Here is a 25,642-nt window from a genome sequence, read left to right as displayed (position 1 = left end):
CGACCCCAGCAGCCGTCCTCCCGGAGACCGCCATGACCGCCCAGCGCACCTTCCGCATCGCCGCCATCCCCGCCGACGGAGTCGGGATCGAGGTCGTCGCCGCCGGCCGCGCCGTCCTCGACGCCCTCGCCGGGGCCTCGAACGGCCGCTTCGCCTTCGACTGGCAGGAGTTCCCCTGGGGCGCCGCCTACCACGCCCAGCACGGCCGGATGATGGACGAGGACGGCCTCGAGCAGCTCGAGGACTTCGACGCCATCTACTTCGGCGCCGTCGGCTGGCCGACCGTCCCCGACCACGTCAGCCTGTGGGGCCTGCGGCTGAAGATCTGCCAGGGCTTCGACCAGTGGGCCAACGTCCGCCCCGTCGAGTTCCTCCCCGGCATCCAGAGCCCGCTGCGGAAGGCCGACACCACCGAGCTGGGCTGGGTCGTCGTCCGGGAGAACTCCGAGGGCGAGTACGCCGGCTTCGGCGGGCGCAACTTCGCCGGCCGCGACGACCGCGGTGAGGTGGCCGTCCAGTCCGCGGTGTTCACCGAGGTCGGCTGCGAGCGGATCATCCGGTTCGCCTTCGACCTGGCCCGCACCCGGCCCCGCAAGAAGGTCTCCAGCGTCACCAAGAGCAACGCCCAGCAGTACGGCATGGTGCTGTGGGACGACGTGTTCGCGCGGGTCGCCGCCGAGTACCCGGACGTCGAGACCGAGAGCGTGCTGGTCGACGCGATGGCCGCCAAGTTCGTCCTGCGCCCCGAGGACCTCTCCGTCGTCGTCGCATCCAACCTCAACGCCGACATCCTCTCCGACCTCGGCAGCGCGCTGGCCGGCAGCCTGGGCCTCGCGGCCAGCGCCAACCTCAACCCGGAGCGGCGCTTCCCGTCCATGTTCGAGCCGGTCCACGGCTCCGCGCCGGACATCGCCGGCCAGGGCATCTGCAACCCCGTCGGCGCGATCGGCAGCGCCGCGCTCATGCTCGAGCACCTCGGCCTGCCCGACGAGGCCAAGGCCGTCCAGCACGCCGTCGAGGTCACCTCGGGCAAGGGCATCCGCACCCGCGACGTCGGCGGGACCGCGAGCACCGACGAGGTCACCGCGGCCGTCATCGAGCACCTGTCCCTCTGACCGCCCCTGCCGCGAGGAGCACCCGGGATCGCGTACGGCGTCCCCGGGTGGGTAGACCCGATGCGGGCCGAGATCGACCCCTACCCGGCACCTGGGGTGACGCATGGGCGCGAGCGTGTGGGCGCGACGCCCGCCTCCGGCCCCGTGGCCGGGCCCGCCGGCGACGTGGCCGGAACAGCCGGCCACCCTCGCCGCACTGCCCGGTCTGCGCCGCCGCCTCCGCGCGGCGATCGCCGACGGCGAGCTCCCGGCCGGGTGCGACGACGGCGAACGGCTGCTGCTGGTGGTCGAGGAACTGGTGTCCAACGCGCTGCGGCACGGCCGCCCGCCGGTGACCGTCACGGTCACCGCGCCCCGGCTCGGCTGGCTGGTGGCCGTGAGCGACACCGCCGCCGGCCGGCCGCCGGTCCCGGCCCTCGGGCGGGACCCCGCTCGCGGCGGCATGGGCCTGTCCCTGGTGGCGCGGATCTGCGGTGCGCACGGGTGGGTCGCCGAGGACGCCGCCAAGGTCGTCTGGGCGCGGGTGCCCTACCTCGAGCTGCTCCGGACGGACCGTGCCCACCGGGCCACCGACCGGGCCCGCGGCCTGGCCGAGCGCCTCGTCGAGACCGCGGACCGGACCGCCAGGACCCTGGACGCGCTGGCCGTGCAGGCGGACTCGGGCGGTCGGACCGACGTCGCCGGCCGGTGCCGGAGCGGGGCCAGGCGGGCCCGCCTGGAGGCCGAGCGGGCCCGCTGGGTGGTCCTCACCGCGCCTGGCCCCCGGTCGGACGCCCGGCGCACCGCCCCGCCTCCTCCCCCGCTCGGCAGGACGTCGTCCCCGGTCCCCGGTGTCCTGTGACGGTCCCCGCCGCCGGCGTCCCGGTCCTTGACCCCGGGCGCCCAGCGGTCCGCGCGCACCGCGCGCACCGCGCGTAGCGTTTCCCCGTGGGCGTTGTCGGGGAGGTCCCCGGCACCGAGTGCGGCGAGCACGTCCTGCAGCTGCACCGGTCCGAGGACGAACAGCTGACCGGTCTGACCGCCTGGGTCCGCCGCGGGCTGGACCTGGGCGAGAAGGTCGTCTGCACCGGGTCCCCGCGGCGGCCCGTGGACGCGCTGGTCGCCGCGCTGGACGGACGGGGTGCGGACGCGACCGCGGCCGTGCGCGACGGGCGGCTCGCGGTGCTGACGGCGGAGGACTTCTACGGCGCCGAGAGCCACGCCACCGTGGTGGACCGCGCGCTGGCCGAGGGCTTCGCCGGGGTGCGGATGGCGGCCGACGAGCCCGCCTGGCTGAGCGCGCTCGACCCCGCCGCGCACCGGGTGGTCGAGCAGCAGATGGACGAGCTGGTCTGCACCCGGCCGGTGCACACGCTGTGCCAGTACCCGCACGCGGGCACCGCGGGGTCGCGGTTGGAGGACGTCCTCGCCGTCCACCGGTCCGGGGTGCACGAGGCGACCTTCGCCACGACCCGGGACCTGGACGGGCTGGCCCTGCACGGTGAGGTCGACGGCACGAACGCCGACGTCTTCGAGGCCGTGCTGGCGACGGCGAGCCGGGGCGCGTCGCGGGTGCTGTGGCTGGACCTGGCCGAGGTGACCCACCTGGACGCCGGGTCCTGCTGGCGGCTGGAGGACGCGACGCTGGGGTTCCGGCTGGCCGGCGGCCACGTCCTGCTCGTCGCCCCCCAGCCGCCGGTCGAGCTCATGCTGCAGCTGATGGAGGTCGACGAGCTGCCGGGCGTGCACGTGGTGGCGGGGCGGCCATGACCTCCGGCACCGGAGCGGAGCTGCTGCACGCCGCGCTCCTGTACGGCTCCGCGGACGAACTGGTCGCCGCGGCGGCGCCCTTCCTCGCCGACGGGCTGGCCGCGGGCGACGCGGTGGTGCTCGCCTGCGGAGACGAGCACGACGCGCTCCTGGCCCGCGCCTCCGGCGGCGGGGACCGCGTCCTGCGGCTGTCGTCCGGGGAGGTCTGGACCGGCTGCGCGCGGGCGCTGGCCACCTGGCGCCGGCTCGTGGAGCGCCGGACCGCCGCCGGTGCCCCGCGGGTCCGGCTGGTCGCCGCCGTTCCTCCCGGCCCGGGGCGGTGGGCGGAGTGGCACCGCTACGAGGCGGCCCTCACCGTGGCGCTGGCCCCGCTGCCGCTGACGGCGCTGTGCGTCTACGACCGGCGCGCGATCTCCGACCGGGTACGGGACGGGGTGGAGGAGACGCACCCCCTGCACCTGACCGCCGGCGGTCTCGTGCCCGGCGACCGCTACGTCGAGCCCGCGACGGTGCTGCGGCGGGACTCCGCGAGCCCGCCGCCCGCGGTGCCGGACGGCCCGCCCGCCCTCGTCCTGGCCGGCCTGACCGACGCGACCCGGCTGCCGCAGCTGCGCGCCCACGTGCGGGCCGCGCTGGACGGCGCGGACGGGCAGGCGCGGTCGTACGGCCGGTTCGCCGCCGCGGTCACCGAGGTGCTCGGCAACGCCTTCCGGCACGGCACGCCGCCGGTCGCCGTCCGGGTGTGGACGACGCCGACCCGGCTGGAGTGCACCGTCACCGACTGCGGGGACGGCTTCGACGACCCGCTGGCCGGGTTCGTGCCCCGCGGGAACGGCGCGTCACCGGCCGGAGCGGGCCTGTGGGTGGCCCGGCAGGCCTGCGACACCGTCGAGACGTTCCGCACCCCGACCGGGTTCGCCGTCCGCCTGGCCACCTCGCTGCCCGAGCCGGACGCCAACCCCGGGCCCGCCCCGGGGGTCGCGGCCCCCGAGGCCGCGGCCGACCGCGCGGACCGGGCCCGCGCCGAGGCCCGCGAGCTGGCCCGCCGGCTGGCCGCGCGGTTGCAGCCGTCCTGACCGGAGGCGGCGGGTACCCCGCACCGGTGTCCCGGTCCGTGCCGGACCGGGGTCAGGCGCCCGACGAGGCGTGGCCGGGGTCGGCCCCCTGCTCGGTGGTGCGCTCCCGGGGCGGTCCGCCGTACCAGTCGAGGCAGAGCATCGTCGCGTCGTCGCGGAGGTTCCCGCCGGTCGCCCGCAGCACCGCCGCGCCCAGGGCCTGGACGACCTCGCGCGGGTGCAGGTCCGCGGTGGCGACCAGCGCCGCGGCCACGTCCAGCGACGCCGCGTTGCGCTCCAGCATGCCGTCGGTGAGGAAGACCATCCGGTCGCCGGGCTCGAGGGGCAGCGGCTGCACGTCGAAGGTCTTGCCCGGGAGCACGCCGAACGGCGGCTCGACGCGCAGCGCGATCTCCTCCACGGCACCCGCGCGGAGGCGCAGGGGCAGGGTGTGCCCGGCGTTGACGACCAGCGCCGTGCCGGTGCGCAGGTCGACGCGCACGAGCTGCCCGGTGACGAACCGGCCGGGCGTCGCGTGCCGGGCCAGGGAGTCGTTGGCGTAGCCGGCCTGCGCGCCGAGGTCGAGCCCCTTGCGGCGCCCGTTGCGCAGGCTGCCGACCAGCAGGGTGGCCAGCAGCGAGGCCTCGACCTGGTGGCCGACCGCGTCGGTGATCGACAGCTGCAGGGAGTCCCGGTCGAGGTTGTAGTCGAAGGTGTCCCCGCCCACCTCGGCGGCCGGCTCCAGCCAGCCGGCGAGGGTGAACTGCCCCGCCTCGCAGGTGTAGGCCGCCGGCAGCAGCCGGCGCTGGATCTCCGCGGCCAGGGTGAACGGAGTGGAGCGCATGCCCCACTCGAAGACGTCGGTGTGCCGCCGCGCGGCGACGAGGACGTAGGCCAGCGCGTGCGCGGCGGTCTCGACGGTGGCGACCTCGGACGGGGAGGGCGGGCCGGGCAGCAGCAGCTCCAGCAGGCCGATGGCGTCCCCGCGGTTGGTGACCGGGACGATCACCCGGGCGCCCGCGTCGACGTGCTGCACGTCGACCTGCTGCGTCCGCAGCACGCGCCCGTACGGGCTCCCGCTCAGGGGCACCGTCTCGGCCTGCTCGGCCCCCTGGCTGCGGGCGCCCTCCACCCGGCCCGTGGACGTCAGCCGGACGACCGAGCGGCCGGTGAAGTCGGTGATGAGGAAGTGCACCTCGCGGGCGCCGACCATCTCCGCGAGCCTGGCCGCCACCACCGGCACCGCGTCGACGGGCGGCGCCGCCTCCACCTCGTCGAGGAGCTGGCCGACGTCGATCCCGCCGGCCTCTGACCCGGGCACACGCAGACGGTAGCGAGACGCGTCACCGCACGCCCCCGCCTCGCCGCGACGACGTCGCCGGCCTCTCCCCCGCCCCGGCCCGGGGCGGTCCGGCGGCCGGGTGGGACCAGTCGGTCCTCCGCGCCGGGGAACGCCAGTCGTTCGCCGCCGGCACGCGCCTCACCCGCTCGATCGCCTCGACGCTCCGGCCGAGCGACGTGCTGGTGCGCTCCTGCCGCCGATGTGCGTCCCGGCGGGCCCGCTCGAGGGCCTCGCGCAGCGGCCCGGCCCCCGGCGCGACGGACACCCACGCGGTGCCCCCGGCGACCAGCCGCTCCAGCGCCGTCCCGCGGACGAGACGGGAGACGTCCTCGACGTGGTGCAGGACCCCGACCGCCCTCCCGTCGGCGTCGAGGACGGGCGAGTCCACCGGGAGCCAGGTCCGCTCGACGAACGCTACGGACGTCCGCGCCCCGGTCGAGGTCGTGCGCCGCGGCTCCGGTGCTGCTGGTGCCGCGCCCGCCCTCGGGAGCAGACTCGTCCCGGGCCCCTGGAGGGCTCCCCTTCCCGCGGCGGCCCCGCTCGAGAGGAGGACCCGATGACCACGACCACCACCGGTCACGTCACGGTCGGCGAGGTGATGCGGCCCCCGGTGACGACGGTCGAGCGCGACGCCCACGTGGCCGCGGCCGCCTGGCTGATGAAGAAGCACCACGACAACGCGCTGGTCGTGGTCTCCGACGGCGCGGCGCAGGAACCGGTGACCCTGGTCTGCGACAGCGACGTCGCCCAGGTGGTCGCCGACGGGCGGGACCTCGAGCAGGTCCGGCTCACCCAGCTGCCCCTGCCGCCGATGGTGCTGGTCGCGCCGGACACGCCGGTCACCGAGGCCGCGGAGCGGATGCTCGCGGCCGGCGTCGTCTACGCGCCCGTGGTGCGGGACGGGCACCTGGTCGGGCTGGTCGACATCTCGGCCGTCTGCCGGGGGCTGCTCACCGAGCGGAGGACCGGCGCCGCCTGACCGCCCGGAGCCGGGCGTGCTCAGGCGGCCAGGGCGAACAGCGGCCAGGTGCCGGGGACGCCCCGGAGCGCCCGGACGCCGCGCTCGACGAACTCCAGCCCGGAGCCGACGACGAGGTCCCTGACCGTGCCGGAGACGAGCACCTCCCCCGGCGCCGCCTCCGCCACGACCCGCGCCCCGATGTGCACCGCCAGGCCGCTGACCCCGCCGCCGTCGGCCCGTTCCACCTCCCCGGCGTGCACCCCCGCCCGCAGCCGCAGCCCGACGGTCGCGGCGGCCTCGCGCACCGCGACCGCGCACCGGATCGCCCGCGCCGGGCCGTCGAAGGTGGCGAGCAGCCCGTCGCCGGCGACGTCGACCTCCTGCCCGCCGTAGCGGGCCAGTTCCTCGCGTGCGAGCGCGAGGAACCGGTCGCGGATGGAGGACCAGGCGGCGTCCCCGACCCGCGCGACCAGCTCGGTGGAGCCGGCCAGGTCGAGGAACAGCACCGTGGCGAGGACCGTCGTGGCGGCCCGGCCCGACGGGCGGGTGCCGGTGAGGAACTCCTGGATCTCGGCCAGCGGGGTCTCGGTGTCGCCGAGGAAGAAGAGGTGGTCGTCGCCCTGGAGCTCGACCAGCCGGGCGCCGGGGATGTGCTCGGCGAGGTACCGGCCGATGCCGATCGGGATCATCAGGTCGCCGCGGCGGTGCAGCACCAGGGTCGGCACCCGGATGGTGGGCAGGACGTCGCGCAGGTCGATGTGCGGGTAGAGCTCGAACACCCGGCGGGCCATCCCGGGGCTGGCACCCAGGCGCTGGAGCGTCCCCCACCAGGCGCGCAGCGCCGTGTCGTCCCGGCGTCCGGGGCCCCAGGCGCCCAGCCCGGCCCCCTCGCCCCAGTGCTCGACCAGCCCGGACAGCATCGCCGTCATCACCGGCTCCTCCACCCCGCAGGGGAAGTCCGGACCCCGCGTGATCCGCGGGTAGGCGCCGTAGAGCACCAGCGCCCGGGTGCGCTCGGGGTGCTGGGCGGCGAAGAGCAGGGCCATCGCCCCGCCCTCGGACACGCCGAAGAGGGCCGCCCGCTCGGAGCCGGCCGCGTCCATCACCGCGGTGAGGTCCTCGACCCGCTCCTCGAGGCTGGCCGGGCCCGGCACCGGGTCGGACAGGCCGGTGCCCCGCTTGTCGAACAGGATCAGCCGGCTGAAGCCGGCGAGGCGCTCGAGGAACCGGCGCAGCGACGGCTCCTGCCAGTTCCAGTCGAGGTGGGAGATGAACCCGGGGGCGGCCACGAGGTCGAAGGGCCCCTCCCCGACCACCTGGTAGGCGATGGCGAGGTCCCCGCTCCGGGCGTACCGCGTCCTCGGCGCCACGGGGCAGTCTGGCACGCGGGCCGCCGGCCCCGGCACCCGCGGACGACCCCGGGCCAGGGGCGTCCCGCACGACGGGGTGCCGGTCCCCGTCACAGCGCCCGGGTCAGGACCTCCCGCCCCGTCCGGGTGAACCCGCGGGCTCCGTACCACTCCGCCAGCCGGTGCGACCGCTGTCCGGCGGGCGTGACGACGACGTCGAGCTCGGCGCAGCCACGATCGCGGCACCAGTCGGCGGCGGCGTCGACGAGCCGCGCGGCCCAGCCCTGCCGGCGGTGTCCCGGCAGCACGTAGAGGTCCTCGAGCTCGGCGTTCCGGCCGACCTCGAAGCCGAAGGTGGTCGTCACCGTCGCCACCGCCACGACGCCCGCCTCCGCCTCGGCGACCAGCAGGTGGTTGGCCGGCTCGGCGAGGAACGGGCGGACGCGGGCCCGGACGTCGGCCTCCGAGGTGGCGAACCCCTCCTCGCGGAAGAAGCGCACCAGCAGGTCGGCCACCGCGCCGGCGTCCTCGGGACCGGCCGGCCGGACGCCGCTCATCCCGCCGCTCCGCGGCGCGGGAGGCCTCCGGGAGCCACCGCGACGGACGCCGGGACCGTCCCCGGCCGGCCCCTCGGGGCTCACGGCACGGTGAGGAGGAAGCGGCGCACCGCGGCGTCGAACGCCGCGGGGGCCTCGAGGTTGACGACGTGGCCGACGCCGGGGAGGAGCACCAGCCGGGATCCGGGGATCGCGGCGTGCAGGGCCTCCGCCACCGGCCGCGGCGCCCGCACGTCCTCGGCGCCGCAGAGCAGCAGCGTCGGGACGGCGACGGTCGGCAGCACGTCCCGCAGGTCGGCGTCCGCGAAGGCGGTGAGCATCGACCGCGTCCCGGCCGGACGGACGTCGAGCATCACGCCGCGGACGAGGTCGAGGGTCTCCTGCGGCACGGGGCCGGCGAAGAAGCCGGGCAGGTAGCCGTCGATCCACTCCGCCGGCGGGCGGTCGACCTCGGCGAGCACCCGCCGCAGCCGGGCCTCCACCTCCTCCGGGGGCAGCGACCCCTTCCACCCGGCGTAGGCGGAGACGAGGACCAGGGAGCGGACCGCCTCCGGGTGACGCTGCCACACCGCGAGGGCCAGCCCGCCACCGAAGGACAGCCCGCACAGGTGCACCCGGCCCAGGCCGAGCCCCTCGACGAGCGCGGCCACCGCGTCGGCGTACCCGGCCAGGGGCAGGTCGGCCGGCGGGTCGGGGGACGCGCCACAGCCGGGCGCGTCCCACGCGACCACGTCGAAGTCGTCCGACAGCCCCTCCAGCTGCGGCCGCCACTCCCGGCCGTCGCTCCACCCACCGTGCAGGAGCAGCAGCGGCGCGCCCGCACCCGCGCGGTGGTAGGCGATGGTCCACCCACCGGCCTGGACGACGTCCACGGCGGCCCCTCGACGATGCTGCTGGCCGTGGCGCGGGGCGGCTGCCGTCCCGCGGGCCGAGCGTCCCACCCGGGCTGCCGGCCGTCGAGACGCCGGTTCGCGGGGACCGGACGACCCTGGCGCGACCGCCACCGGACGACTCTGGTGCGACCGCCACGGGACGCGGGATGCTGCCTCGCCGACCCAGGGAGCGGGTCGGACCGGCCGGCCGGGCGGGCAGAGCGCCCGACCGGTGCGGGACGAGGAGGCGGCCGTGCCGCAGAAGCTGACGGTGTCCCAGCTGGGGACGGTCCTGGGGGTCTGGGCCCATCCGGACGACGAGGCCTACCTGTCGGCCGCACTGATGGCCGAGGCCCGGGACGCGGGGCAGACCGTCGTCGTGGTCACCGCCACCGACGGCGAGCTCGGGGGCGACGGTCCGGTCGCCGGCCTGCGGCGGCTGGAGGTGGTGGCCGGCCTGGCCGCGGTCGGCGTCACCGACCACCGGTGGCTCGGCTTCCGGGACGGGCGGTGCGCCGCCGTACCCCCGGACGTCGGCGGCCGGGCGGTGCGCGCCCTGCTCGAGGAGGTGCGGCCGGACACCGTCCTCACCTTCGGCCGCGACGGCCTGACCGGGCACCCCGACCACGCGGCCGTGTCGGACTGGGTCGAGCGGGCCTGGCGGGCGGACGGGTGCCGCGCCCTGCTGCTGCAGGCCACGCTCACGGAGAGCTTCCACCGCCGCTGGGGCCGGCTCACGGAGCGCTCCGCCGTGTGGATGCCCGGAGCCCACCCGCCGTCCGTGCCCGACGCGGAGGTGGCCCTGCAGGTCCGCGCGCACGGGCGGACCGCGCGTCGCAAGCTCGAGGCCCTCCGGGCGCACGCGTCGCAGACCGCCGTCCTCCGGGAGTCCGTCGGGGAGGACACCTACCTCCGCTGGTGGTCGGAGGAGAGCTTCGTCCGGGTCCCCACTCCGCCGGCGGTCCTCGTCCCCAGGCCCCGGGCCCCGGGCGACGTGGTCCCGCGGGCGGTGTCCGGCGGCGGGGACCGCTGACCGTCCCGCCGGGGCGGAGCGGGTCCGGTCGTCGCGCACCGGTCGCGCAGGATGGGCCGGTGCGCGCGGTGGTGAGCAGGGTGTCCTCGGCCTCGGTGACCGTCGACGGGGCCGTCGTCGGGGAGATCGGGCCGGGCCTGCTCGCGCTGGTCGGCGTCGGCCGGCACGACGACGCCGGCCGGGCCCGCGCGCTCGCGCGGAAGGTCCACGAGCTGCGGGTGTTCCCCACCACCGACGGCGCCCGCTCGGCCGGCGACCTGGACCTGCCCGTCCTAGTGGTGAGCCAGTTCACCCTCTACGCCGACACGCGGAAGGGCCGCCGTCCGTCGTGGGACGCCGCCGCGCCCGGGGACGTCGCCGAGCCGCTGGTGGACGAGGTGGTGGCGGAGCTGCGGCGGCGCGGGACCTCCGTCGCGACCGGCGTGTTCGGCGCGCGGATGGCGGTGGCGTCGGTCAACGAGGGGCCGATGACCTTGCTGCTGGAGGTCTGACCCGGCGACGGAACGGGTACGGGGGGTGACCGAACACACGGCCTGTGCGTTCTCTGTGAACCCGGGCCGCGTGGAACACCTGGCCCCGTCGGGACCGTTGTACGGGGCGAAACACAACGGACCACAACGGACGAACGAACCGCGGGGGCCCCGCCGGACAACGGAGCCCCATCCCCGACGCGGGTGCGCCACCGTCACCGGACAGCCGGCGGTGCATCCGAACTCCGAGCAAGGACGAAGACATCCCGTGACGCTCCTCCAGTCTTCCCCCAGCGACGCCCTCGAGGTCCGCTCGCCCCGCCGCGAGCCGGACACCAGTGGCCTGGTGTCGACCGACCTGGTGCGCGTGTACCTCAACACCATCGGCAAGACCGCCCTGCTGACCGCCGAGCAGGAGGTGGAGCTGGCCAAGCGCATCGAGGCCGGCCTCTACGCCGAGCGGCTGCTCGCCGAGCGGCAGCTCACCCCCGCCCTGCAGCGCGACTACAAGGCCCTCGCGGTCGACGGCAAGGCCGCCAAGCGGCACCTGCTCGAGGCCAACCTCCGCCTGGTCGTCTCGGTGGCCAAGCGCTACACCGGCCATGGCATGACGTTCCTGGACCTCATCCAGGAGGGCAACGTCGGCCTCATCCGCGCCGTCGAGAAGTTCGACTACACCAAGGGCTTCAAGTTCTCGACCTACGCGACGTGGTGGATCCGCCAGGCGATCACCCGCGCGATGGCCGACTCCGGCCGCACCATCCGGCTCCCCGTGCACCTGGCCGAGCAGGTCAACAAGGTCGTGCGGACCCGCCGGCGGGTGCACCAGGAGCTCGAGCGCGAGCCCACCGCCGAGGAGCTCGGCCTCGAGCTCGACATGACGCCCGAGCGGGTCACCGAGCTGCTCGAGTACAGCCGCGACCTGGTCAGCCTCGACCAGACCGTCGGCGCCGACGAGGAGTCCCGCCTCGGTGACTTCATCGAGGACGCCGACGCCGCGGTGGCCGAGGACGCGGTGGCCTTCCAGATGATGAAGGGCGACGTGCGCAACGTCCTCTCCACGCTGGAGGACCGCGAGCGCGACGTGGTGGTGCTGCGCTTCGGCCTCGACGGCGGCCAGCCCCGCACGCTCGAGCAGATCGGCAAGCAGTTCGGCCTGTCCCGCGAGCGGGTGCGCCAGATCGAGCGCGAGACGATGGCCAAGCTGCGCGACCCGCAGCGCGCCGACGCCCTGCGCGACTACCTGGCGTAGGCACCGCCTCCGGAGAGCCGGCTCCCCCACGGGGGAGCCGGCTCTCGGCGTTGACAGGGACCGCACCCCGGGCCAGGCTCGTGCTCAACCGAACGGTTGAGGAGACGGCCATGGCGGACACGGCGGAGCGGTGGGCGAGGCTCGCGGACGACTTCGGCCGGAGGGTCGACGGCGTCCCCGCGGACCGCTGGGGCGCCCCCGCGCCGTGCGAGGGCTGGGTGGCCCGCGACGTGGTGCGGCACCTCGTCGAATGGATGCCGTCCCTCTACTTCCCCGCCGTCGACCTGCCGGTGCCCGCGCACCCGTCGGTCGACGACGACCCCGCGGGCGCCTGGCGGGCCACCGACGCGGCGATCCGGGCCCTGCTCGCCGACCCGGAGCTCGCCCGCCGGCCGACCAGCACCCGCGCCGGGGAGATGCCGCTCGAGGACCTGGTCGCGATGACCGGCCTCATGGACCTGCTGGTGCACGCCTGGGACCTGGCCCGCGCCACCGGCCAGGACGAGACGCTGGACGCGGAGGAGGCCTCGGCGTTCCTCGCCGGCATCGAGCCGTGGGACGCCGCGCTGCGCGGCAGCGGGCACTACGGCCCGCGCGTCGCGGTCCCCGACGACGCCGACGACCAGGCGAAGCTGCTCGCCTTCACCGGCCGCCGTCCCTGACCCGGACCCGCCGATGAGTTCCGGCGCCGGCGGCGGTCAGCCCGTCGTCGACACCGAGGAGGAACCGTGGGCCAGCTGCTGAGGGTGCAGAACTTCACCGTCTCGAGCGACGGGTACGGCGCGGGCGAGGGCCAGAGCCTGGAGCGGCCGTTCGGGCACGCCGACCCGGGGGTGCTGATGGCCTGGGCTGTGGACACGGCAGGCTTCCCCGGCCGCACCGGACCGGGCGGCAGCCGCGGCCTGGACGACTACTTCGTCCGCGACTTCTCCCACGGCATCGGCGCCGAGATCATGGGCCGGAACAAGTTCTCGCCCCACCGCGGCCCCTGGCCGGACCTCGAGTGGCGGGGCTGGTGGGGCGACGAGCCGCCGTTCCACACGCCGGTCTTCGTGATGACCCACCACGTGCGGCCCTCGTTCACGCTGTCGGACACGACGTTCCACTTCGTCGACGCCGACCCGGCCACGGTGCTGGAGAAGGCGCGCGCGGCGGCCGGCGGTGCCGACGTCCGGCTCGGGGGCGGCGCCACGGTGATCCGGCAGTTCCTCGACGCCGACCTCGTCGACACGCTGCACGTCGCCGTCGTGCCGGTCGAGCTGGGCGGCGGCCCCCGGCTGTGGACCTCGCCCGACGAGCTGCTCGACCGCTTCCACCGCGACGTCGTCCCCAGCTCCAGCGGGGTCACGCACCACCTGTTCTGGCGGAAGTGACCCGGGCTCCTCAGTCGCGCATGCGGCGGGGGCCGGGGTCGACGCGGGCGGTGGGCGGGCCGACCCGCACGGTGCCGCCGGCGACCACGAGCGAGCGGCCGCCGTGCCAGGGGTCGGCCGGGCCGACGATCACCGGCGACAGCGTCAGGCCGAGCACCTCGGGCAGGTCCTCGGCGAGCCGGGCCACCCGCAGCAGCAGGTCCTCCAGCGCCGCGACGTCGACCGGCTCGGCCCCCCGCCAGCCGTCGAGCAGCGGCCACGCCCGCGGCGCGCGGACCAGCTCGGCGGCGTCGAGGTCGGTGAGCGGCAGCGTGCGGTAGGCGCGGTCGCCGAGCAGCTCGGTGGCCACTCCCCCGAGGCCGAAGCTGACCAGGGCGCCGAACGACGGGTCGTCGACGACCTCGATGACGGTGGCCACGCCCGGCGCGGCCATCTCCTGCACGATCACCGGGTCGCCGGCCGGGATGGCCTCGAACGCGGCGCGGACGGCGCCGGCGTCGGGCAGGTCCAGCCGCACGCCGCCGAGGTCGGTGCGGTGCCGCAGCCACGGCGCCGTCGACTTGAGCACCACCGGATAGCCGATCCCGTCGGCCGCGGCGACGGCCTCGTCCGCGGTGGTCGCCGTCCGCGTGCCGAGCAGCGGCACCCCGTAGGCGCCCAGCAGGGCGATGACCTCGTCGTCGGTGAGCTGCCGCCCGCCGGGTGACTCCGCCATCGCGCCGAGCACCACCGACCGGGCCCGGCCGGCGTCGACGCCGGGCAGCTCGGGCACCGTGCCGGCCGGCCGGCGGCGCCATCGGGCGTACTCGGCGACCCGCGCCAGCGCGATGACCGCCCGCTCCGGCGTCGCGTACGACGGGACCGAGCCGCGGGCCGGCATGCCGTCGGTGTCGGGCACGGTGAGCTCCGGCGGGATGCCCTCCGCCGACAGGAAGGTGGCGAGCACCGGCTTGGCCGAGTCCTGCGACACCTCGCGCAGCGCCCGGCCGTACGCGTCGGGCGAGGTGTGCACCAGCGGCGGGAGGAACACCGCGACGACGGCGTCCACGCCCTCGTCGTCGACCGCCTCCTGCAGCGCCGCACGGAAGGCCTCCGGGGTGCCGGCGGTGCCGATGTCGACCGGCGCCTCCTGCGCCAGGGTCAGGCCCTGGTCGAGGACGGCGTCGGCGACCAGCACGCCCAGCGCCGTCGAGTTGCCGACGACGGCGACCCGGTCGCCCGCCGGCAGCGGCTGGTGGGCCAGCAGCATGCCGACCTCGAACAGCTGGGCGACGGTCTCGACCCGGATGACGCCGGCCGAGGCGAACAGCGCCGCCACCGACTGCTCGGGCACCGCGACCGACGTGCCGGCCAGGCCCGGGGTGAGCCCGCCGTGCCGGCCGCTCTTCACCGCGACCACCGGCTTGGTGCGGGCGACGCTGCGCGCGAGCCGGGCGAACTTGCGCGGGTTGCCGAAGCTCTCCAGGTGCAGCAGCACGACCTCGGTGCCGGGGTCCGTGGCCCAGTACTGCAGCAGGTCGTTGCCGCTGACGTCGGCGCGGTTGCCGGCCGAGACGAAGCTGGACAGGCCGATGTTGCGGCTGCCCGCCCGCTCCAGCAGGGCCACGCCGAGCGCGCCGGACTGCGCGAAGAAGCCCACCCGCCCGCGGCCGGGGACCCGCGGCGCGAGGCTGGCGTCGAGCCGGATCGCCGGGTCGGTGTTGACGATGCCCAGGCAGTTGGGGCCGACCACCCGCATGCCCGAGGCGCGTGCCGCGGCGACCAGCCGCCGCTCGGCCTCGCGGCCCTCGGGCCCGGTCTCGCCGAACCCGCCGGAGATGACCACCAGGCCGCGGACCCGCTTGCGCCGGCAGGCCTCCACCACGCCCGCGACCTCGTCGGCGGGGACGGCGACGACGGCGAGGTCGACGTCGCCGGGGACCTCCTCGATGGAGGCGTAGGCCGGGACGCCGCGCACGTGCCGGGTGCCGGGGTTGACCGGGTAGACCGGCCCGTCGAAGCGGTAGTCGAGCAGGTTGCGCAGGACGAGGTTGCCGATCTTGCCCTCGTCGTTGCTGGCGCCGACCACCGCGACCGACGACGGGGTGAGCAGCCGCGCGATCGACCGGGACTCGCTGCGCTGCTCGCGCTCGTAGGCGACCGCCAGGGAGGTCTCGGTGGGGGCGATCGGGAAGGTCAGGTGGACGACGCCCTCCTCGTAGGAGCGCCGGGCCTGGTAACCGGCGTCGAGGAAGACCCGGACCATCCGGCCGTTCTGCGAGAGCACCTCGGCGACGAAGGTGGTGATGCCGCGCTCGCGGGCGGCGGCGGCCAGGTGCTCGAGCAGCACCGAGCCGAGGCCGCGGCCCTGGTGCGCGTCCTCGATGAGGAAGGCCACCTCGGCCTCGGTGGTACCCGGGAGGCGGTCGTAGCGGCCGACGCCGATCAGCTGGTCGCCGAGCAGCAGGACGAACGCGACGCGGGCGTCGTGGTCGACGTGGGTGAAGCGGTGCAGGTCCCGGTCCGACAGCCGCCTCATCGGCCCGAAGAACCGGTAGTAGCGGGTCTGGTCGGAGCTGCGGTCCATGAGCCCGGTCAGCCCCTCGGCGTCCTCCGGGCAGATCGGGCGCAGGTGCACCGTGCCGCCGTCGGCGGCGATGATGTCGGCCTCCCAGTGCGCGGGCGGCTGCGGCGCCGCCTCGGCGGGGGGCTGGCCGACGGTCTGCTGGTCAGTCACGGGGGTCGTCCGGGTCGAGGCCGAAGTAGGGGAAGGACGCCGTGCGGGTGCGGGAGATCGCCCGGTCGACGCGGGACTCGGTGTACGGGTCCCACGCCGAGAAGCCGGTGTAGCCGCCCTCGGTCATGTGCGTGGGCGGCCGGGCCCGCAGCCCCCGGGCGACGACGTCGTCGCGCCAGGACTGCGGGATCGCCGTCGCCGGGTCCAGCCGCTCCCCCGACGCCTCGGCGAGCAGGTGCGTCCAGGCCCGCGGCACGCAGCGCACCAGCCCGTAGCCGCCGCCGCCGAGGGCGATCCAGCGGCCGTCGCAGACCTCGTGCGCGAGCTCGTGCACCGCCCGGTAGCTGGCGCGCTGGCCGTCGACGGTGAGCGCCAGGTCGGCCAGCGGGTCCTCGTGGTGGGCGTCGCAGCCGCACTGGGTGACCAGGACCTGCGGCGCGAACGCCCGCACCACGCTGGGGACGACGGCGGTGAAGGCGCGCAGCCAGCCGGAGTCGTCGGTGCCGTTGGGCAGGGCGAGGTTGACCGCGGTGCCCAGCGCCTTCTCGGGGTCACCGGTCTCCTCGGGGAAACCGGTGCCGGGGAACAGCGTCAGCGGGGTCTGGTGGACGCTCACGGTGAGCACCCGTGGGTCGTCGTAGAAGGCGGCCTGCACGCCGTCGCCGTGGTGCACGTCGAGGTCGACGTAGGCGATCCGCTCGTAGCCCCGGCCGAGCAGCCAGGCGATGGCGATGGCGGCGTCGTTGAACACGCAGAAGCCCGAGGCGCGGTCGCGCATGGCGTGGTGCAGGCCGCCGGAGATGTTGACGGCGTGCTGCGCCCGGCCGGTGTGCACCAGCTCGGCGGCCTGCACGCTGCCGCCGGTGATGAGCGCGGCCGCGTCGTACATGCCCTCGAAGACCGGGTTGTCGGCGGTGCCCAGGCCGAACGCCTCGTCGGGGTGGGTCGGCGCGCGCCGCACCGCCTCCAGGTAGGCGGGGTCGTGCACCAGGGTGAGCAGGTCCTCGCCGGCCGGCGTGGGGCGGACCACCTCCACCCGGCCCGGCGCCAGCACGCCCAGCCCGTCGGCCAGCCGCATGGTGAGGTCCAGCCGCACCGGGTGCAGCGGGTGCTCACCGCCCATGGTGTAGCCGAGCAGGGCGTCGTCCCACACGACGGCCACCGAGTCGCTCACGGGCCCTCCCTGTCGCCGTCGCCGTCCGTGCCGGGCCCGCCGCCGGGCCGGTGCCCCGCGGGCGGCGCCCGGTCCGGACGCTACCGCCGCGCTCCTGCGGCCGTCCCCTCCGAGGCACCGTGTGACCTCGCCCGGGAGCCCGTCCGCGATCCCCGGACCGGTGGCCCGTGCGCCGTAGGATCGGGGCCGACACGGAGGAGTGCCAGTGAACGACCTCATCGACACCACCGAGATGTACCTCCGCACGATCTTCGAGCTGGAGGAGGAGGGCATCGTCCCGCTGCGGGCCCGCATCGCCGAGCGGCTGCACCAGAGCGGCCCGACGGTGTCCCAGACCGTGGCCCGCATGGAGCGCGACGGCCTGCTGACCGTCGAGGGCGACCGCCACCTGCAGCTGTCGGAGACCGGGCGCGCCCTCGCGACCGCCGTCATGCGCAAGCACCGGCTAGCCGAGTGCCTGCTCGTCGACGTCATCGGCCTCGACTACGCCGAGGTCCACGAGGAGGCCTGCCGCTGGGAGCACGTCATGAGCGAGGCGGTGGAGCGCAGGCTGCTCACCCTGCTCGGCAACCCGACGGTCTCGCCCTTCGGCAACCCCATCCCGGGCCTGGACGCGCTCGGCGGGGAGACCTCGGCCGTCCTCGACGCGCTGACGCTGCTGTCGAACACCGCGACCGCCGAGGGCCGTCAGGTCACCGTCCGGCGGATCAGCGAGCAGCTCCAGGAGGACGCCGCGCTGCTGCGGCAGCTCGCCGACCAGGGCGTCCGCCCCGGCGCCACGATGGTGGCGCAGTCGGTGAACGGCACGATCAGCCTCGACGGGCACCCGCTGCCGCAGGGCGTGGCCCAGCACCTGTTCGTCTCGGCGCTGGACGAGGACCTGAGCCCGGTCGAGGCCGCCGTCCAGCTGTAGCCGCCCCCTGCCCCCGAGCGTCGCAGCGCCCGGTCCCCCGCTGCGGCGAGGGGCCGGGCGCTGCTGGTTACGGTGGGCGGCACCGTCCCGTCGTCCCCGCGAGGAGCCCCGGTGAGCCCGTCCGACGCCGTGCCCGAGACCGCTCCCGAGCCCGATCCGGCGCACCCGTTCGCCCGGCTGGCCGACTTCGTCGCGATCCCGCGGGTGACCGGCCTGGCGCTGGCCGACGACGGCCGGCTGGCGGTCTCGGTGCAGACCCTCGACGCCGACCGGAAGAAGTGGGTCTCGGCACTGTGGGACGTCGACCCCGAGGGGCAGCGCCCGCCGCGCCGGCTGACCCGCAGCGCCCCCGGTGAGGCGGCGCCGGCGTTCGCCCCGGACGGCACGCTGCTGTTCGTCTCGGCCCGCCCCGACCCCGCCGCGGGCAAGGACGGCGGCGAGCCCCGGCCGGCGCTGTGGGCGCTGCCGCCCGGCGGCGGGGAGGCCCGGCCGGTGGTCACCCGGCCCGGCGGCGTGGGCGGGTTCGCCGTCGCCGCCGACAGCGGCGAGGTCGTCGTGGTGGCCTCGAGCATGCCCGGCGCCGCCGACGCGGACGAGGACGAGCAGCGCCGGAAGGCCCGCACCGACGCCGGGGTGTCGGCGGTGCTGCACGAGGCCTACCCGGTCCGGTACTGGGACAGCGACCTCGGCCCGGCGTCCCCGCACCTGTTCTGGGCCGGCGCGCTGCCCGCGGAGGACCCCGCCGGCGAGCCGGCCGGGCCGGTGCCGCTGCGCGACCTGACGCCCGACGCCGTCCCGCCGCTCGGCGCCGGGGAGGCGGTGGCCCTCTCCCCCGACGGCCGGCTGCTGGTGCGCGTGGACTCGGTCGCCGACGGCCCGGCCGGCCGGCGCGACCGGCTGGTCCTGATCGAGACCGCGACCGGCGACGGCCGGGTCCTGGTCGACGACCCGCTGGCCGACGTGTACGCCGCCGCGTTCTCCCCCGACGGCGCCTCGGTGGTCTGCGTGCGCGAGTCGACGACCACCTACGCCGAGCCGCCGGACTTCACGCTGCTGCTGGTCGACGTCGCCTCCGGGGACGCCCGCGACCTGACCCCCGACTTCGACCGCTGGCCCAGCGCCCCACAGTTCAGCGCCCAGGGCGACGCCGTCTACTTCCTCGCCGACGACGACGGCCGGCACGCGCTGTTCCGGGTCGAGCTCGCCGGGGGCGCCCCGGTCCGGCTGACCGGCGACGGCGCCTACAGCGACCTGCGGGTGGCCCGCGACGGCAGCGCCCTGTTCGCGCTGCGCTCTGCCTACGACGAGCCGCCGGCGCCGGTGCGCCTGGACCCGCGCGCGACCGGCCAGCACCCCGAGCCGCTGCCGGCACCCGGCGCGCTCGGGCCGTTGCCGGGCACCCTCCACGAGGTGCGGGCCACCGCCGCCGACGGCGCCGAGGTGCAGTCGTGGCTGGTGCTGCCCGAGGGCGCGAGCGCCGAGACCCCGGCACCGCTGCTGCTGTGGATCCACGGCGGGCCGCTGATGAGCTGGAACTCCTGGTCGTGGCGGTGGTGCCCGTGGGTGCTGGCCGCCCGCGGCTACGCCGTCCTGCTGCCCAACCCGGCGCTGTCGCAGGGTTTCGGGCAGGACTTCGTCCGCCGGGGCTGGGGCGAGTGGGGCGGCGCGCCCTACACCGACCTGATGACCGCCGTGGACGCCGCGCTGGAGCGGCCCGAGGTGGACCCGGAGCGGACCGCGGCGATGGGCGGCTCCTTCGGCGGCTACATGGCCAACTGGGTGGCCACCCAGACCGACCGGTTCCGGGCGATCGTCACCCACGCGAGCCTGTGGGACCTCGACTCGTTCGTCGGCACCACGGACGCCGCCTACTACTGGGAGCGCGAGTGGGGGATGCCGCTGGTCGAGCAGAAGCGCTACGAGCAGAACTCCCCGCACCGGTTCGCCGACGCCATCCGCACGCCGGTGCTGGTGATCCACGGCGACAAGGACTACCGCGTGCCGATCGGCGAGGGCCTGCGGCTCTGGTACGACCTGCAGAAGCGCGGCGTCCCGTCGCGGTTCCTGTACTTCCCGGACGAGAACCACTGGGTGCTCACGCCCGGCAACGCGACGGTCTGGTACGAGACGGTGATCGCCTTCCTCGCCGAGCACGTCCTCGGGCAGGAGTGGGAGCGACCCGAGCTCGTCTAGTCCCGCTCACCCGGCCTCCTCGAGGGTGTTGCCGATCAGCTCGCGCAGCCGGGCGGGGGGCAGGCACCGCGCCAGCCCGTCGGCGAGCAGCCGGGGCAGCCGGGCGTCGGGATCGGCGGCCAGGGCGCGGTCCAGGGCCACGTTGGCCATGGCGCCGTCGCCGCGCAGCCAGGCGCTGACCGCGAGCAGCGTGGCCGGCGGTCCGTCGAGCGGCACCGGCGCGCGGCGGGTGCACTCGGTCCACAGCACCTCGGCGGCCGCGGCGTCGTCGCCGAGCGCCAGGCCCAGCGCGCGGTCGCGGACGTCCGGGATCGTCAGCCCCCACAGCACCCGGGCCACCCGGGCGTCGGCGAGCCGGGTGGCCGCGGTGGCCGGTCCGGGCCGGCACTCGGCCAGGGCCGCGGTGATCGCCGCGCCGGCCTCCGCGGCGACCGCGTCCCGGCCGAGCGCGCGGAGCCGGGCGGCGTGCTCGCGGCCCTCCGCCAGGCAGGCCGCCGCCATCGCGGGCGCCCCCGGGTCGCCGGCGGGCGGGGTGATCCGCGCGGCGAGCGCGGCGCGGTCGGCGGCCAGGACCGCCCCGCCGGCCACCGCCGCGGCGGCCAGCGGGCTCGCCCCGGCGGGCAGCGGCGTCCCCGCGCCGGGCTCGCAGCACGGGTACGGGCAGTCGTAGTCCCACCAGCGGCCCGACCGGACCAGCAGCGCCTCCCGCACCGGCACGTCCCGGGCGTCGAGGGCGAGCACCAGCTCGTGCACCAGGTCGCGGTGCGGGAGCTCCGCCACGGGCTCCCCCGGCCCGAGGGGCAGGACGAGGGCCGACCGGTCGTCGGGGGCCATGACGTCAGGGGCATCGGACACGACCGCCAGCAGCACCGCGACCGGGTCGTCGGTGAGCAGCTTGTCGGCCAGCGTGGCCGCCAGCGCGCGGGCCGCGGCGGGCGGCGGGAGGTCGGCGCGCACGGTGAGGCCGACGCGGCTGCCGTTCGGCCCGCGCAGGCCGACCAGCACGATCGACTCGGCGGGGTGGAAGCCGAGCAGGTGGGGCAGGGCGGCGGCGACCTCGCCGGTGTCGCCGAGCCGGATGACGGGGATCGGGGGTTGGTCCACCCGGCCGACCCTGGGGCGGAACGGGACCCCGATCCGCCCGGACGGTGCGCCTGTGGAGGGGACCGCCCCTGTGGACGGCCGGGCCCGGACCTGTCCGGCCCCTGCAGGGGCCCGCCGCGAGCGTGCGAGCGGTGGGGGTCCTTCCTCAGTCGAGGGCGGCGGCCTGCGTCTCGTACGCCTGCTCGAGCAGGCCGGTGAACGCCGTGAGGTCCGGGCGCCCGCCGGAGGTGTCGGTCCTCAGCAGCACGACCACCCGCTCCCCGTCCTGCACGGTGCCGACCAGCGCCGGCACGGTCAGCTGCTGCCCGTCGGGCCCGGTCACGGTGGTCGTGTAGCTGATCCCGGCGGAGCCGTCGCCGAGGTCGGGGACGTCGAGCTCGGCGAAGGCGATGGTGACCGTGCCGATCTGCGGCGCGCTCACCTGCACCTCCCGGCACTGCTCGAGGTGCTGCCCGAAGCCGGCCGGCGCGTCCTCGGCCGGGCCGCCGGAGGCCAGCGCCTGCACGGTGGTCACCGTCCCGGCGACGGCGACCTGCGCGGCGACGTCGTCGTACTCGTCGAAGGACGGCGAGGTGCCCTGCACCGCGGGCTCGCACTCCGGCGGGGTCACCTGCAGGTCCTCGGTGGCGCCGCCGGCCACCGCCGCGCCCTGCTCCAGCTGGGCCTCGGTCAGCGGGGTGACCTGGGCGCCGGGGCCGAACGCCTCGGCCGGCAGCAGACCGGGCGCGAGGTCGGTCCCGGCGGACGGTGACGACGACGAGGGAGAGGCGGGCGAGGCCGTGCCCCGGACCTCGTCCCCGCCGCAGGCCGCGAGCAGCGGGACGGTGAGCAGGCCCGCGGTGGCGGCGAGCACGGCGCGGCGTCCGGTCACGCGCCGGACGCTAGCCAGCGGCGGGCGGGGCCGCAGCACACCCGCGCGCCGGCGTCACAGCTCGTACTGGACGGCGCTGCGGGCGGCCAGGTACGGGCGGACGTGCTCCGCGATCACCGCGAGGTGCACCGGGTCGGTGGCGTAGCGCCGGAAGGTCTCGGCGTCGGGGAAGTCGGCGACCAGGACCGTGTGCGCGTTGCCCTCGACCAGGCCGGCGTCGGGCGCGACGGTGAACGCCAGCGACCCGGGCACCTGCTCGGGCAGCCGGCGCAGCGCGGCCACCGTCTCGGCCCGCCGGGCCTCGTCGGCGGCGTCGGACCAGGTGAAGTGCACGACGTGTCGGATCACGCCGGTCACCCTGTCAGGCGGGCCCGGAAAGTGGACGGGACGGGGTCGGTAGGGTCCGGCGCATGGGACGACGGCTGCGGATCGCACTGCTGTCGTACCGCAGCAAGCCGCACGGCGGCGGGCAGGGCGTCTACGTCCGGGCGCTGTCGCGGGAGCTCACCGCCCTCGGCCACGACGTCGAGGTCCTCAGCGGCCAGCCCTATCCCGAGCTCGACGACGGCGTCCCCCTCACCCGGGTGCCGAGCCTGGACCTCTACCGCGAGCCCGACCCGTTCCGGACGCCGCGGCCCTCGGAGTTCCGCGACTGGATCGACGTCGCCGAGTGGGCCGCGATGTGCACCGCCGCCTTCCCCGAGCCGCTGACCTTCACGCTGCGCGCCGCCCGGCTGCTGCTCCCCCGCGCGCACCAGTTCGACGTCGTGCACGACAACCAGAGCCTGGGCTACGGGCTGCTGCGGCTGGTCCGCGCGGGCGTCCCGACCGTGGCGACCGTGCACCACCCCGTCGCCATCGACCGCCGGCTCGAGCTCGCCGCCGCGTCCTCGCTGCGCCGCCGGCTGACGCTGCGCCGCTGGTACGCCTTCACCGCCATGCAGGCCCGCGTGGCGCCCCGGCTGGACGCGGTCACCAGCGTCTCGGAGAGCTCCCGGCGCGACATCGAGACCCACTTGCACGTCCCCGCCGCGGGCGTCGAGGTCATCCCGGTCGGCATCGACCCCGACGTCTTCACCCCGCCGCCGGCCGACCGGCCGCGCGAGGCCGACTCGATCGTCGTCACCACCAGCGCCGACGTCCCGCTCAAGGGCCTGGTGCACCTGCTCGAGGCGGTGGCCAAGCTGCGCACCGAGCGGCCGGTGCGGCTGACCGTCGTCGGCACCGCCCGCCCCGGCGGTCCGGCCGAGTCGGCGCTGGACCGCCTCGGCCTGCGCGACGCCGTCCGCTTCACCGGCCCGCTGCCCGAGGCCGAGCTGGTGCGGCTGCTGCAGACGGCCACCGTCGCCGCCATCCCCTCCCTCTACGAGGGCTTCTCGCTGCCCGCGGTCGAGGCGATGGCCTGCGGGACCCCGCTGGTCACCACCGACGCCGGCGCGCTGCCCGAGGTGGTCGGCACCCAGGCCGGCCTGCGGGTGCGGGCCGGGGACGTCGACGAGCTGACGGCGGCGCTGAAGCTGGTGCTGGAGAAGCCGTCACTGCAGGAGCAGCTCGGCCGCGCCGGGCGCCGCCGGGTGCTGGCCTCCTACACGTGGCGCTCGACCGCGGAGCGGACCGCGGACTGGTACGCCGAGGTGCTGGACCGGAAGGGGCGCCGCGGATGACGCCGGGCCCGACGCGCGACCGGGAGGGTCGTCCGTGCTGACCGTCGACTACGACCTGCTCGACCTGCGCCCCGGCATGACCGTGCTGGACCTCGGCTGCGGGGAGGGCCGGCACGCCTTCGAGGCCTACCGCCGCGGCGCGTCGGTGGTCGCCGTCGACTGGGGCGTGCCCGAGGTCGAGACGACCAAGCGGTGGCTGGGCGCGATCGCCGAGGCCGGCGAGGCGCCCGCGGGGGCGCGCTACGAGGTGGTCCGCGGCGACCTGCGGCACCTGCCGTTCCCGGACGCGAGCGTCGACCGGGTGATCGCCTCGGAGGTGCTCGAGCACATCCCCGACGACGGCACCGCGATGACCGAGATCGCCCGGGTGCTCAGACCGGGCGGGCGGGTCGCCGTCACCGTGCCGCGGTACGGCCCGGAGCGGGTGTGCTGGGCACTGTCGGACGCCTACCACGCCAACGAGGGCGGCCACGTCCGCATCTACCGCGGGGACGTGCTGCGCGCCCGGCTGTCGGTGGCGGGCCTGGTGCCCGGGCGCAGCCACCACGCGCACGCGCTGCACGCGCCCTACTGGTGGCTCAAGTGCGCCGTCGGCGTGGACCGGGACGCCGCCGTCGTCCGCGCCTACCACCGGCTGCTGGTGTGGGACCTGACGAAGCGGCCGTGGGTCACCCGACTGGCCGAGAAGGTGCTCGACCCGCTGATCGGCAAGAGCCTCGTCGTCTACGCGGACAAGCCCCGGGTGCCGGCGGCGGGCGCCCGCCCGGAGCGGGAGAAGACCGCTGCCGTCCGCTGAGCTGCCCGAGCTGCCCGGCGTCCTCGACGGGACCGCCGTGCGGCGCACCGTGGCCGCCATCGCCGCCGAGCAGGGCCGCGACGGTTCGCTGCCGTGGTTCCGCGGCGGGCAGCTGGACCCCTGGGACTCGGTCGAGGCGGCGATGGCCCTCGACGTCGGCGGGGAGCACGCCCGGGCGGCGGCGGCCTACCGCTGGCTGGCCGCCCAGCAGCGCGCCGACGGCTCCTGGGCCGCCGAGTACCGCGACGGCGCCGAGACCCAGCCCGCCGTCGAGAGCAACCACGCCGGCTACCTCGCCGTCGGCGCGTGGCACACCTGGCTGACCAGCGGCGACGAGCGGCTGGTCACCGAGCTGTGGCCGGCCGTGCGCCGCGGCCTGGACCTCGTCGTGGACATGCAGTTGGCCTCCGGCGCGATCGGCTGGGCGCTGCGCCCCGACGGCACCCCGGACGACGTCGCGCTGCTCACCGGCAACGCCAGCCTGTTCCAGGCGCTGCGCTGCGGCATCGCGCTGGCCGGGCTGGCCGGGCAGTCGCAGCCGGACTGGGAGCTGGCGGTCACCGGCCTCGGCACGGCGCTGCGCACCGACCCCGCCGCCTTCGCCGACCGCTCCCGCTGGTCGATGGACTGGTACTACCCGGTGCTCGCCGGCGCGGTCACCGGCGGGCCCGCCCGCACCCGGCTGGCCGACGGGTGGGACCGCTTCGTCGTCCCGGGCCTGGGCGCCCGCTGCGTGGCCGACCGCCCGTGGGTGACCGGCGCGGAGACCTGCGAGCTGGCGCTGGCGCTCGTCGTCGCCGGGCAGCCGGAGGCCGCGCTGGAGCAGGTGGCGGCCATGCAGCACCTGCGCCACGACGACGGCTCGTACTGGACCGGCTTCGTCTACCCCGACGACGCCCGCTGGCCGGTCGAGCGGACGACGTGGACGGCGGCGGCGGTGGTGCTCGCCGCCGACGCGCTGGCCGGCGCCACACCCGCCTGCGGGCTGTTCGCCGACCCCGCGGCGCTGCCCGCACCGGGCACCGAGGACGCCGGTTCGGCAGCGCCGCTGCCGGGCAGTGCCTCTGCGTGACGCGCACGTCG

At 76.6% G+C, this 25,642-nt stretch carries 25 protein-coding genes; 15 read left to right on the top strand and 10 right to left on the bottom strand.

The window, feature by feature from the left end; genetic code table 11:
• Positions 1-32: 32 nt before the first annotated feature.
• The 4 genes from ACI796_RS02995 to ACI796_RS02980 all read left to right on the top strand — a co-directional run bounded on the left by ACI796_RS02995 (position 33) and on the right by ACI796_RS02980 (position 3,940).
• The gene (locus tag ACI796_RS02995; RefSeq protein ID WP_456939778.1) at positions 33-1,115 is read left to right on the top strand and encodes a tartrate dehydrogenase; all 1,083 of its coding nucleotides are present in this window, start codon (positions 33-35) and stop codon (positions 1,113-1,115) included.
• Positions 1,116-1,218: 103 nt separating this feature from the next.
• On the top strand, positions 1,219-1,956 hold the full coding sequence (locus ACI796_RS02990; protein ID WP_456939777.1) for an ATP-binding protein: 738 nt from the start codon (positions 1,219-1,221) through the stop codon (positions 1,954-1,956).
• Positions 1,957-2,042: 86 nt separating this feature from the next.
• The gene (locus ACI796_RS02985) at positions 2,043-2,864 is read left to right on the top strand and encodes an MEDS domain-containing protein (protein WP_456939776.1); all 822 of its coding nucleotides are present in this window, start codon (positions 2,043-2,045) and stop codon (positions 2,862-2,864) included.
• Complete coding sequence (locus ACI796_RS02980) at positions 2,861-3,940, top strand: anti-sigma factor RsbA family regulatory protein (protein WP_456939775.1); 1,080 nt, start codon at positions 2,861-2,863, stop codon at positions 3,938-3,940. The genes ACI796_RS02985 and ACI796_RS02980 overlap by 4 nt, the downstream gene beginning before the upstream one ends.
• 52 nt (positions 3,941-3,992) lie before the next feature.
• On the opposite strand, the gene ACI796_RS02975 is transcribed toward ACI796_RS02980, so the two are convergent.
• Both ACI796_RS02975 and ACI796_RS02970 read right to left on the bottom strand, forming a co-directional pair.
• Positions 3,993-5,240 carry a PP2C family protein-serine/threonine phosphatase gene (locus ACI796_RS02975; RefSeq protein WP_456939774.1) on the bottom strand — a complete coding sequence of 416 codons (1,248 nt, stop codon included), beginning with the start codon at positions 5,238-5,240 and terminating at the stop codon, positions 3,993-3,995.
• A gap of 22 nt (positions 5,241-5,262) precedes the next feature.
• Positions 5,263-5,649, bottom strand: a complete 387-nt coding sequence (locus ACI796_RS02970) for a hypothetical protein (protein WP_456939773.1) — start codon at positions 5,647-5,649, stop codon at positions 5,263-5,265.
• A gap of 168 nt (positions 5,650-5,817) precedes the next feature.
• On the opposite strand from ACI796_RS02970, the gene ACI796_RS02965 reads away from it, so the two are divergent.
• Entirely contained in the window at positions 5,818-6,240 is a 423-nt protein-coding gene (locus tag ACI796_RS02965) for a CBS domain-containing protein (RefSeq protein WP_456939772.1), read from the top strand.
• Between the two features lie 20 nt (positions 6,241-6,260).
• Here the strand turns inward: ACI796_RS02965 and ACI796_RS02960 are convergent, their stop codons facing one another.
• The 3 genes from ACI796_RS02960 to ACI796_RS02950 form a co-directional block, all read right to left on the bottom strand.
• Complete coding sequence (locus ACI796_RS02960; RefSeq protein ID WP_456939771.1) at positions 6,261-7,592, bottom strand: adenylate/guanylate cyclase domain-containing protein; 1,332 nt, start codon at positions 7,590-7,592, stop codon at positions 6,261-6,263.
• 89 nt (positions 7,593-7,681) lie between these two features.
• Complete coding sequence (locus ACI796_RS02955) at positions 7,682-8,128, bottom strand: GNAT family N-acetyltransferase (RefSeq protein WP_456939770.1); 447 nt, start codon at positions 8,126-8,128, stop codon at positions 7,682-7,684.
• A gap of 80 nt (positions 8,129-8,208) precedes the next feature.
• A complete protein-coding gene (locus ACI796_RS02950; protein WP_456939769.1) occupies positions 8,209-9,000 on the bottom strand; it encodes an alpha/beta fold hydrolase in 792 nt (263 codons plus the stop codon).
• A gap of 253 nt (positions 9,001-9,253) precedes the next feature.
• On the opposite strand from ACI796_RS02950, the gene ACI796_RS02945 reads away from it, so the two are divergent.
• The 5 genes from ACI796_RS02945 to ACI796_RS02925 all read left to right on the top strand — a co-directional run bounded on the left by ACI796_RS02945 (position 9,254) and on the right by ACI796_RS02925 (position 13,128).
• Entirely contained in the window at positions 9,254-10,033 is a 780-nt protein-coding gene (locus ACI796_RS02945) for a PIG-L deacetylase family protein (RefSeq protein ID WP_456939768.1), read from the top strand.
• Positions 10,034-10,092: 59 nt separating this feature from the next.
• On the top strand, positions 10,093-10,524 hold the full coding sequence (dtd, locus tag ACI796_RS02940; protein WP_456939767.1) for a D-aminoacyl-tRNA deacylase: 432 nt from the start codon (positions 10,093-10,095) through the stop codon (positions 10,522-10,524).
• Between the two features lie 247 nt (positions 10,525-10,771).
• A complete protein-coding gene (gene sigB / locus ACI796_RS02935; protein ID WP_456939766.1) occupies positions 10,772-11,755 on the top strand; it encodes an RNA polymerase sigma factor SigB in 984 nt (327 codons plus the stop codon).
• Positions 11,756-11,865: 110 nt separating this feature from the next.
• A complete protein-coding gene (locus ACI796_RS02930) occupies positions 11,866-12,417 on the top strand; it encodes a TIGR03086 family metal-binding protein (RefSeq protein ID WP_456939765.1) in 552 nt (183 codons plus the stop codon).
• A 66-nt stretch (positions 12,418-12,483) separates the two neighbouring features.
• Entirely contained in the window at positions 12,484-13,128 is a 645-nt protein-coding gene (locus tag ACI796_RS02925; RefSeq protein ID WP_456939764.1) for a dihydrofolate reductase family protein, read from the top strand.
• A 10-nt stretch (positions 13,129-13,138) separates the two neighbouring features.
• Here ACI796_RS02925 and ACI796_RS02920 read toward each other — a convergent pair whose 3' ends face one another.
• Together ACI796_RS02920 and ACI796_RS02915 are read right to left on the bottom strand one after the other, a co-directional pair.
• On the bottom strand, positions 13,139-15,844 hold the full coding sequence (locus ACI796_RS02920) for a bifunctional acetate--CoA ligase family protein/GNAT family N-acetyltransferase (RefSeq protein ID WP_456939763.1): 2,706 nt from the start codon (positions 15,842-15,844) through the stop codon (positions 13,139-13,141).
• Positions 15,837-17,018, bottom strand: coding sequence for an acetoin utilization protein AcuC (locus tag ACI796_RS02915; RefSeq protein WP_456939762.1), 1,182 nt, complete (start codon positions 17,016-17,018; stop codon positions 15,837-15,839). The genes ACI796_RS02920 and ACI796_RS02915 overlap by 8 nt, the downstream gene beginning before the upstream one ends.
• Positions 17,019-17,223: 205 nt before the next feature.
• Between ACI796_RS02915 and ACI796_RS02910 the strand changes: the two genes are divergently transcribed.
• Together ACI796_RS02910 and ACI796_RS02905 are read left to right on the top strand one after the other, a co-directional pair.
• Positions 17,224-17,931: a metal-dependent transcriptional regulator gene (locus tag ACI796_RS02910; protein ID WP_456939761.1), complete on the top strand. Its 708-nt coding sequence runs from the start codon at positions 17,224-17,226 to the stop codon at positions 17,929-17,931.
• 111 nt (positions 17,932-18,042) lie between these two features.
• Positions 18,043-20,124, top strand: a complete 2,082-nt coding sequence (locus ACI796_RS02905; protein ID WP_456939760.1) for a S9 family peptidase — start codon at positions 18,043-18,045, stop codon at positions 20,122-20,124.
• A 6-nt stretch (positions 20,125-20,130) separates the two neighbouring features.
• Here ACI796_RS02905 and ACI796_RS02900 read toward each other — a convergent pair whose 3' ends face one another.
• From ACI796_RS02900 to ACI796_RS02890, 3 genes are all read right to left on the bottom strand, one after another.
• Positions 20,131-21,228, bottom strand: coding sequence for a DUF4192 domain-containing protein (locus tag ACI796_RS02900; protein WP_456939759.1), 1,098 nt, complete (start codon positions 21,226-21,228; stop codon positions 20,131-20,133).
• A 145-nt stretch (positions 21,229-21,373) separates the two neighbouring features.
• Positions 21,374-22,099: a hypothetical protein gene (locus tag ACI796_RS02895; protein ID WP_456939758.1), complete on the bottom strand. Its 726-nt coding sequence runs from the start codon at positions 22,097-22,099 to the stop codon at positions 21,374-21,376.
• Between the two features lie 54 nt (positions 22,100-22,153).
• The gene (locus ACI796_RS02890) at positions 22,154-22,447 is read right to left on the bottom strand and encodes a Dabb family protein (RefSeq protein ID WP_456939757.1); all 294 of its coding nucleotides are present in this window, start codon (positions 22,445-22,447) and stop codon (positions 22,154-22,156) included.
• 62 nt (positions 22,448-22,509) lie between these two features.
• Here ACI796_RS02890 and ACI796_RS02885 point away from each other — a divergent pair, with 62 nt between their 5' ends.
• The 3 genes from ACI796_RS02885 to ACI796_RS02875 are packed head-to-tail and all read left to right on the top strand — an operon-like array spanning position 22,510 to position 25,631.
• Complete coding sequence (locus ACI796_RS02885; protein WP_456939756.1) at positions 22,510-23,763, top strand: glycosyltransferase family 4 protein; 1,254 nt, start codon at positions 22,510-22,512, stop codon at positions 23,761-23,763.
• Between the two features lie 34 nt (positions 23,764-23,797).
• Positions 23,798-24,559: a class I SAM-dependent methyltransferase gene (locus ACI796_RS02880; RefSeq protein ID WP_456939755.1), complete on the top strand. Its 762-nt coding sequence runs from the start codon at positions 23,798-23,800 to the stop codon at positions 24,557-24,559.
• 37 nt (positions 24,560-24,596) lie between these two features.
• Positions 24,597-25,631 (top strand): prenyltransferase, encoded by a 1,035-nt coding sequence (locus ACI796_RS02875; RefSeq protein WP_456939754.1) that lies wholly within the window; start codon positions 24,597-24,599, stop codon positions 25,629-25,631.
• Positions 25,632-25,642 lie beyond the last annotated feature (11 nt).

This window comes from Geodermatophilus sp. SYSU D00525, assembly GCF_054050475.1.
The sequence above is the reverse complement of the archived record's forward strand: the minus strand, read 5'-3'. Positions and strand labels throughout refer to the sequence as shown.